Annotated in this window: 5 protein-coding genes; 3 read left to right on the top strand and 2 right to left on the bottom strand. The window is 70.9% G+C overall.

The features are described 5' to 3' along the window. Positions 1–452 precede the first annotated feature (452 nt). Both ABZU32_RS34920 and mgrA read left to right on the top strand, forming a co-directional pair. On the top strand, positions 453–2537 hold the full coding sequence (locus ABZU32_RS34920; RefSeq protein WP_354929336.1) for a S9 family peptidase: 2085 nt from the start codon (positions 453–455) through the stop codon (positions 2535–2537). Further along, a complete protein-coding gene (gene mgrA, locus ABZU32_RS34915) occupies positions 2534–3541 on the top strand; it encodes an L-glyceraldehyde 3-phosphate reductase (RefSeq protein ID WP_354853106.1) in 1008 nt (335 codons plus the stop codon). Before ABZU32_RS34920 ends, mgrA begins: the two co-directional genes overlap by 4 nt. 57 nt (positions 3542–3598) lie before the next feature. On the opposite strand, the gene ABZU32_RS34910 is transcribed toward mgrA, so the two are convergent. Further along, positions 3599–6181, bottom strand: a complete 2583-nt coding sequence (locus tag ABZU32_RS34910) for a lysylphosphatidylglycerol synthase transmembrane domain-containing protein (protein WP_354929333.1) — start codon at positions 6179–6181, stop codon at positions 3599–3601. 341 nt (positions 6182–6522) lie between these two features. Between ABZU32_RS34910 and ABZU32_RS34905 the strand changes: the two genes are divergently transcribed. Further along, a complete protein-coding gene (locus ABZU32_RS34905) occupies positions 6523–8538 on the top strand; it encodes a molybdopterin oxidoreductase family protein (protein WP_354929330.1) in 2016 nt (671 codons plus the stop codon). 23 nt (positions 8539–8561) lie between these two features. On the opposite strand, the gene ABZU32_RS34900 is transcribed toward ABZU32_RS34905, so the two are convergent. Next, positions 8562–9011, bottom strand: a complete 450-nt coding sequence (locus ABZU32_RS34900) for a GNAT family N-acetyltransferase (RefSeq protein ID WP_354929327.1) — start codon at positions 9009–9011, stop codon at positions 8562–8564. Positions 9012–9019 lie beyond the last annotated feature (8 nt).

The following is a 9019-nucleotide window of genomic DNA, read 5'->3' as shown; positions in this document are numbered from 1 at the left end:
TTAACACACTGTTGAGTTCTCAAGAAACGGACGCGTACACCACCGGAAACCAGACCCACCAAGGACCCGACCCCCGACTGGGGCGTTCATCTCGTATGCCTTCATTTTAGCCGATCCGGTCGACCGGAACCAAATCGCGCCGTTACCGGCACTTGACTCCCGCCACCCGAACCAACGAGCATTCAGGCCGCCCTGTCTCCAGGGCAACCCCTCTAACTTACCCGATCGGATCGAGCGGTGCAAACCGCCCGGTCAGACCGGGGAAGATCGTGGGGTACCGATCATCGCTCGCACGTGCCCACGCCGAACCGCTTTACGGTGGAGTGGGGTTGTGCCGGGCGATGCCGACGTCCACAAGATTAGCAGCCTTCGGGAGTGTCGGCGCACAAACGCCGTCACAGGCCCGCGTCACGCCAGTGGGCGGGACAAGGCCGCGCCATAGACTCGGCGACGTGAGTAGCGACACGCCTCCCGTGGCGAAGAAGGTCCCGGCCGAACGAACTCATCACGGCGACACCGTGATCGACGAGTACGCATGGATGACCAACAAGGAAGATCCCGACACCGTCGCCTACCTCGAAGCGGAGAACGCCTACACCGAGGCCCGCACCGACCACCTGAGCGACCTGCGGGAACAGATCTTCCAGGAGATCAAGGGCCGCACCCTGGAGACCGACCTCTCCGTCCCCACGCGCAAGGGTGGCTGGTGGTACTACTCCCGCACCGCGGAGGGCAAGCAGTACGGCATCCAGTGCCGGCTGGCGGTCACCGGCGACACCCCACCCGAGCTCAAGCCGGGCGAGGCGCTGGAGGGGGAGCGGGTCATCCTCGACGGCAACGAGCTGGCCGGCGACAGCCCGTTCTTCGCGGTCGGCACCTCCGCGGTCAGCCCGGACGGCGCCGTCCTCGCCTACTCCACCGACTTCAGCGGCAACGAGCGCTTCACCCTGCGCTTCAAGCGGCTCGACTCCGGCGAGATGCTGGCCGACGAGATCCCGGGCATCTTCTACGGAGGCGCCTGGGCGGCGGACGGCTCGGCGTTCTTCTACACGACCATCGACGAGGCGTGGCGTCCGTACCGCGTGTACCGGCACATCATCGGAACTCCGGCCGACGATGACGTGCTGGTCTACGAAGAGACCGACGAGCGGTTCTGGGTCGGCATCGGCCTCACGCGCAGCGAGCGCTACCTCGTCCTGAGCGCGGGCAGCAAGATCACCAGCGAGGTGCGGGTCCTGGACGCCGACTACCCGACCGGGGAGTTCCGGGTCGTCCGCCCCCGCCGGACCGGTGTGGAGTACGCCCTGGACCACTCGGGCGACCGCTTCCTCATCCTGCACAACGAGGGGGCGCAGAACTTCGAGATCGCCTCCGCGCCGGTCGACGACCCCGCCGCCTGGACGCCGCTGGTTCCGCACCGCGACGACACGCGGCTGCTCGACGTCGACGCCTTCAGCGACCACACGGTCGTGCACTTCCGCCGGGACGGGCTCACCGGCATCCGCGTCCTGCCCGCGGACGGCGAGCCGTACGAGATCTCCTTCCCCGAGCCGATCCACTCGGCCGAGCCGGCCGGCAACCCCGAGTTCCACACGACGCGGCTCCGCCTGGCGTACGCATCGATGGTCACGCCCCCCTCGGTGTACGACTATGACCTCACCCGGCATGAGCTGATCCTGCTGAAGCGCCGGCCGGTGCTGGGCGGGTACGACCCCGCCGACTACGAGCAGTTCCGGGGGTGGGCGACCGCCGACGACGGCACGCGGATCCCCATCTCGATCGTCATGAAGAAGGGCACCGAGCGGCCCGCCCCGACGGTGCTGTACGGGTACGGCAGCTACGAGACCTCGATCGACCCGTCGTTCTCGGTGGCGCGGCTCAGCCTGCTCGACCGCGGCTTCGTCTTCGCGATCGCGCACGTCAGGGGCGGCGGCGAGATGGGCCGCCAGTGGTACGAGCAGGGCAAGCTCGGCCACAAGAAGAACACCTTCAGCGACTTCGTCGCCGCGGCCCGGCACATGAAGAGGTCCGGCTGGTCCAGCGAGATCATCGCCAGGGGCGGCTCGGCCGGCGGCCTGCTGATGGGCGCGGCGGTCAACCTCGCTCCCGAGGCGTTCTCCGGCGTCGTGGCGGAGGTGCCGTTCGTCGATGCCCTGAACACCATCCTCGACCCGTCGCTGCCGCTCACCGTCATCGAGTGGGACGAGTGGGGCGATCCCCTGCACAACGCCGACGTCTACGAGTACATGAAGTCGTACACCCCCTACGAGAACATCGACGACCGGGTGTACCCTCCCATTCTTGCGCTGACCAGCCTCAACGACACCCGTGTGCTCTACCACGAGCCGGCGAAGTGGGTCGCCCGGCTCCGCGCCACCGCCAAGGGCGGGCCGTTCCTGCTCAAGACGGAGATGGGCGCCGGCCACGGTGGCCGCAGCGGCCGGTACGACGCATGGCGCGAGGAGGCCCTCACCCTTTCGTGGATCATCGACCGGGCCGCCACGCGGAAGAACGAAGAGACAGGGGAGACGCAGTGAGCTACACGGCGGCAAGCGATCGTTACGGGCGTCAGCCGTACAACCGGTCCGGCAGGAGCGGCCTGAGACTGCCGGCGGTCTCCCTCGGCCTGTGGCACAACTTCGGCGACGACAAGCCGTTCGACACCCAGAGGGCGACGCTGCGCAGGGCCTTCGACCTCGGGGTGACCCATTTCGACCTGGCCAACAACTACGGCCCGCCGTACGGCTCGGCCGAGGCCAACTTCGGGCTCATCTTCGCCCAGGACTTCCGGCCGTACCGCGACGAGCTGATCATCTCGACCAAGGCCGGGTACGACATGTGGCCCGGCCCCTACGGCGAGTGGGGCTCGCGCAAGTACCTGCTGGCCAGCCTCGACCAGTCGCTCTCGCGCATGGGGCTGGACTACGTCGACATCTTCTACAGCCACCGGCCCGACCCCGACACCCCGCTCGAGGAGACGATGGGTGCGCTGGACACGGCCGTGCGCTCCGGGCGGGCCCTGTACGCGGGCATCTCCAATTACACGCCCGAGCAGACCAGGGAGGCGGCCCGCATCCTGCGCGAGATGGGCACCCCGCTGCTGATCCACCAGCCGCGCTACTCGATGCTCGACCGCTGGGTCGAGGACGGCCTGCTCGACACGCTGGAAGCCGAGGGCGTCGGGTGCATCCCGTTCTCGCCGCTGGCGCAGGGCGTGCTGACCGACCGCTACCTGGGCGGCGTCCCTGAGGGGTCGCGCGCCTCGCAGGAGCGGTTCCTGCGGCCGAGCCAGCTCACCGACGAGCTGCTCCAGCGGGTCCGGGCGCTGAACGACGTCGCCGCGGCCCGGGGTCAGTCGCTCGCCCAGATGGCACTGGCGTGGGCGCTGCGCGACCGGCGGATCACCTCGGTGCTGATCGGCGCGAGCAGCGTCCGCCAGCTGGAGGACAACATCGCCGCCGTCGACCGCCTCGACTTCTCCGCCGACGAGCTCGCGGCGATCGAGAAGGAGATCCCGCAGCCGGGAGAGCGCATCGTCTGACCCGCAGGACATCGGCGAGGCCCGGCCCGGGGACACCCGGGGCCGGGCCTTCGTGCGTCACAGCGCGTCGTGGCGCTGGAGCCAGGCGAAGGACGCCCATCCGGGGAGCACCGGCAGCCAGAAGGTCAGCAGCCGGTACAGCAGCACCGCGGACGTCGCGATGGTCGGCGGCAGGCCGGACAGGGTCAGGCCGACGTACAGGGCGCCCTCGACCGCCCCCAGCCCGCCCGGGGTGGGCGCGGCCGAGCCGATGGCCGTGCCGGCCAGCACGACGATGGCCACCGCCGCGAAGCTCAGCGAGCCGCCGAAGGCCTTGACGCAGGCGGCGAGGCACACGATGAAGGTCAGCGTGAGCAGCAGCGTGCCGCTCAGCCCTTCCACGATCTTGCGCGGCGACTGCAGGACGTCCAGCAGGCGCGGCATCACCCCGGAGAACAGCGACCGGATGCGCCCGGTGATCAGGCGCCGAAGCGGCGGCACGGCCAGGACGATCAGCACCAGCACGGCGCCGGACAGCAGGGCGATGACCAGGCCGCGCGACGGGCTGACCGACGGGGCGGCCTTGATGCCGGTGAGGTAGCCGAACAGCAGGAGCAGCGTGACGTGGGAGCCGAGCCCCACGAGTTGCGAGGCGCCCACGCTGGCCACGGCCAGGCCGGGTGAGATGCCGCGCTTCTGCAGGAACCGCGAGTTGATGGCCACCGCGCCGACGGCGGCTGGCGCGACGAGCTTGACGAACGAGGCCGCGAACTGCGCCAGCACCGTCTGCCCGAGGGGCAGCTTCTCGGGCACGAAGCCGCGCACCATGAGCGCGGCGGCGACGTAGCTCATGCCGGCCGCGGCGAGCGCGACCCCGCCCCACCCCCATTCGGCCTTGGTGACCACTTCGGTCAGGTTGACCCGGCTGAGCTGCGACAGCAGGAAGTAGGCGGCCAGCGCGCTCGCGATGATCGTCACCAGGGTGCGCGGCTGGAAGCGCTCCAGGCGCACCTCCTCGACCTCCATCTGGGGGGTGAGGGCCAGGATGTGCTCGCGCAGCGCCGGCAGCAGCCCCTTGTCCCTGCCGACCTCGGCGCGGGTGCCGCGCGTCAGCGCGATGCGCTGGAGCAGGGGCAGGGCGCCGGCGAGCGCGCGCTTGGGGATGACCTCGGCCGCGCACATGACCGAGCGTTCGGGACCGACGCGCAGCGCGAGGTAGGTGAGCAGCTGGGTGACGTCGAGGCGCAGGAGCAGGTCGCCGGCCGCGATCTCTCCGCTGCGGGCGTCGGTCAGCACCACCTCGCCGTCGACGTCGACGTGGATGCTCTCGCCGGTGAGGTGCCGGTGGGCCAGGCGCTGCGCCTGGAGCAGGTCGACCTGCTTCCAGATCTTGACGAGCAGCTCGTCGTCGAGCTCCTCGTCGGGGACGTCGTCCAGCGGGCGGGTCTCCAGGTGCTCGTAGGCGAGCAGCGCGGCGTCGGTGCCGATCTCGCTGGTGCCGACCAGGCAGGGGGTGTTCACGCCGGCGGCCTGGGCGGCGTAGGCCATCAGCGCCTCGCGCTCCAGCTCGGCGCGGAGCGAGCGGATGGCCCTGCGGCGGGTCTCGGAACTGAGCCGGATGCCGCGCCACAGGCGGTACAGGACGCCGGCGACCTGCCGGTCGCGGTCCAGGACCGTGACGTCGAAGCGGCGTCCGTCTGCCATGGTCACGGCGTAGCGGCGGCTGCCCTGGGAGTCGTCGGCCATGCGCCTGGCCTTGGCCGGGGCGAAGCCGAGCCGGCGCAGGGCGGCCATGACGGCGCTGCCGGGCGGCCGGGTGTTGGGACTGCCGACGACGTAGAGGGTGGCGTACCCGACGGCCAGGCCGACCAGGTAGGTGACGAAGACGCCGAGCGCGGTGGCTTCGGCGCTGGTGAACAGGGCGAACACGTCGAGGGCGATCGCCATCCACATCAGCGCCCGCCAGGTGGGGCGCCGGGAGATGCGCACGGCGGTGACGTAGGCGACGACCGAGGTGAGCAGGGTGTTCAGCGGTTCCACGTCGCGGCGCGCGGTGAGCAGGATGCGCAGGTCGCCGGGGCCGGCCACCGCCAGCCACTCGCCGAGGACGAAGGAGACGAGCATGCCGATGATCGCCGCGATCAGGCCCTCGGCCACGCGCAGCCCGTCGCGGTGGAAGACCCGCTCGACGGCGAAGGCGGCGGGCACGGCGAGGACCGCGGTGCCGGCCAGGAAGCTGGCGATGCCGATGAGCAGCTCGGGGGCCCGGCTGGTGCCGTCGGTGACGTCGGCCTCCAGGCCGTTGAGCGTCTGCTTGGCGACCAGGGCCAGCAGGACGGCCGCGGTGAGCGCGAGGAGGGTGACGAAGAAGCGCAGGGCGTCGGACGGCCTGCGGATGCGCTGGGGCAGCAGCGGCTCGACGACGGGCACGACCGGTTCGCCGGGGACGGAACGGGGGGCCTTCCCCCTGCCGGGGGCTGAGCGCCCTTCGTCCAGCCCGGTATCGGGAGCGGAGGCCGGCGACGGGCCGGCCGGAGCGGTGGAGACGTCTGAGGGGAGGTCAGAGGCGCCCGGGGCGTGCGTGGCCGTGGAGGAACCGGCCACGGAGATGCCGTCCTCCGCCGCCTCCTCTGCCTCGTCGCGCTCCCTGATGTCGGTCACCGCTGGCGTCTGCGCACGTCTCGGGGCATATGATCTTTCCCTAGGGTCTGTTCACCGGTGTGGCGGGAGCCCACCGGCGTTCGGGCGGCCCCGTCGGCTCACGCCTCGGCGGTCGTCGGCGAACTGGTGCACCCCGGCCATTCGCTGACACTCTACGGCGCGCTCGACCGTGAGGGATCAGTCAGACGGGTCGTCCTTAATGGTGACGCTGTACCGACCCTTGGCGCATCGCCCGTAAGTATGGGCTGATCGCACTACCTGGGGCGGATGCCGGGAATGGTCCGTCGGTGACACCACGGGCGCCCTAGGCCGCCTCATGACGCTTATGTACCGTTCTGTTCATGAGTCGTGAGCTGAATGTTCTTGGCGCCTGCCCCCTCGACTGCCCGGACACCTGCTCGTGGGTCGTGACCGTGAAGGACGGCGAGGCGGTGCGCCTGCGCGGCAACCACGACCAGCCCTACACGCGGGGCGCGCTGTGCGTGAAGGTCAACCGCTATCTGGAGCACACCAAGGCGCCCGACCGGATCCTGTACCCGATGCGCCGGGTCGGGCCGAAGGGGTCGGGGCGGTTCGAGCGCATCACCTGGGACGAGGCGCTGGACGAGATCGCCCGGCGGCTGACCGCCATCATCGGCGAGCACGGTGGCGAGGCGATCTGGCCGTACCAGGGCACCGGGACGCTCGGCTACATCCAGGGCGAGAGCGGCCAGGCCGGCCGGCGGCTGTGGAACGCGCTGGGGGCGTCCTACCACGACCTGAACATCTGCGCGCGGGCCGGCAACCGCGGGCTCACGCTGACGAACGGCACCCCGGGCGGCATGGACCCCGAGGCGTTCGCCCATTCCCGGCTGGTCCTGCTGTGGGGGACGAACACGCTGACCAGCGGGCACCATCTGTGGAAGTTCATCCAGCAGGCGCGGGCGGCCGGCGCGCACGTGGTGACCATCGACCCGATCAGGACGCGCACCGCGGACCAGGCCGACGAGCATCTGGCGATCCGGCCGGGCACGGACGCCGCGCTGGCGCTGTCGCTGATGCACGTGGTGCTCGACGAGGGCGCCGAGGACCGGGAGTTCCTGGAGAGCCACACGGACGGCTGGCCGGACTTCGAGCGAGAAATCCGGAAATACCCGCCAAGCGTGGCGGCCGAGATCACCGGGATCCCGGAGAAGGACATCCGCGCCCTCGGCGCCCGGCTGGCGCACACCCGCCCGACCGGCATCCGGGCCACGATGGGCATCCAGCGCCACCAGGGCGGCGGCACGGCCATGCGGACGATCGCCTGCATCCCCGCCGTGACCGGCGACTGGCGCCACCAGGGCGGCGGCGTCGCCTACTCCACCAGCGGGCACGTGCCCATCCAGGCCGACGTCCGCCCCGACCTGCTCCCCCATCCGGTCAGGACGCTGACGATGACCCGGCTCGCCGAGGGGCTGGCGGACACGGCCCGTCCGGTGAAGTGCCTGTGGGTCTACGCCGCCAACCCGATGGGCAGCACGTCCGACCAGAACCGCGTTCGCGCGGGTCTGATGCGCGAGGACCTGTTCACCGTGGTGATGGAGCAGTTCCCGACCGACACCGTCGACTACGCCGACATCGTCCTGCCCGCGACCATGCAGACCGAGCACGCCGACCTGCACGCCGGGTACGGGCACATGTACCTGATGTGGAACGAGCCCGCGGTGGCGCCGCCGGGCGAGTGCCTGTCCACCACCGAGACCTTCCGCCGGGTGGCCCGCCGCCTCGGGCTGACCGACCCCTCGCTCTACGATTCCGACCTGGAGATCGCCGAACAGCTGCTGTCCGGCGGCCACCCGGCGCTGGAGGGGATCACCGTCGAGCGGCTCCGCGAGGAAGGCTGGGCCCGCATGAACTACCCCGACCCGTTCCTGCCCTTCGCCGACGGCTTCCCGACCGCCTCGGGGAGGCTTTCGTTCCCGGCCGAGGGCGAGGGGTACGTGCCGCCCTTCTCCGCGACGCCCGACGGGCCGTACCCGCTGGCGTTGGTCACCCCGGCGGCGCACACCTTCCTCAACACGGTGTTCGGCAACAACCCCGAGCTGGCCCGCCGCGCCGGCACCCCGCAGATCCTGGTCAGCGAGAAGGACGCCGCCGAGCGCGGGCTGGGCGACGGACAACGCGTCCGGGTGTTCAACGGCAACGGCGAGATGACCCTCGAGCTGCGCGTCAGCGACCGCGTGGCCCAAGGGGTGGTGGCGACCACGAAGGGCAACTGGCCCAAGCTCAGCCCCGGCGGGGTCAACGTCAACGTCCTGGTCGACGAGCGGGACGCGGACATGGGCAGGGGCGCCGTCTACCACGACAACCTCGTGGAGATCGCGCCGCTCCCCTGAGGCCCTGGTGGCGGCCCCGCGTGTCAGAGGGCGAGCTTGAAGCCCACGTGGGAGTCGACGAAGCCGAGCGAGGTGTAGAAGCGGTGGGCGTCGGCGCGGGCCTTGTCGCTGGTGAGCTGGACCATCCGGCAGCCGCGGGCGCGGGCCCGGTCGACCGCCCACCGGATCATCGTGCCGCCGAGGCCCTGGCCCCGCATGGCGGCACTCACCCTGACGGCCTCGATCAGGGCCCGCTCCCCGCCCCTACGGGACAGCCCCGGGATGTAGGTGATCTGCATCGTGCCGGCGACCTGGCCGCCGGACTCGGCGACGATCAGCTCCTGCCGCGGATCGGCGTCGATGGCCGCGAAGGCGTCCAGGTAGACCTGGTCGGACGGATCGCCCTCCCGCGCCGCCGCGATCGGGTCGTCCGCGAGCATGGCCACGATCGACGGGACATCTTCCTGGCGTGCGGCACGAAAGGTCACAGACATTCGCACAG

The sequence above is a fragment of the Sphaerisporangium sp. NPDC005288 genome, assembly GCF_040607475.1.
Lineage (GTDB): Bacteria > Actinomycetota > Actinomycetes > Streptosporangiales > Streptosporangiaceae > Sphaerisporangium > Sphaerisporangium rhizosphaerae.
The sequence above is the reverse complement of the archived record's forward strand: the minus strand, read 5'-3'. Positions and strand labels throughout refer to the sequence as shown.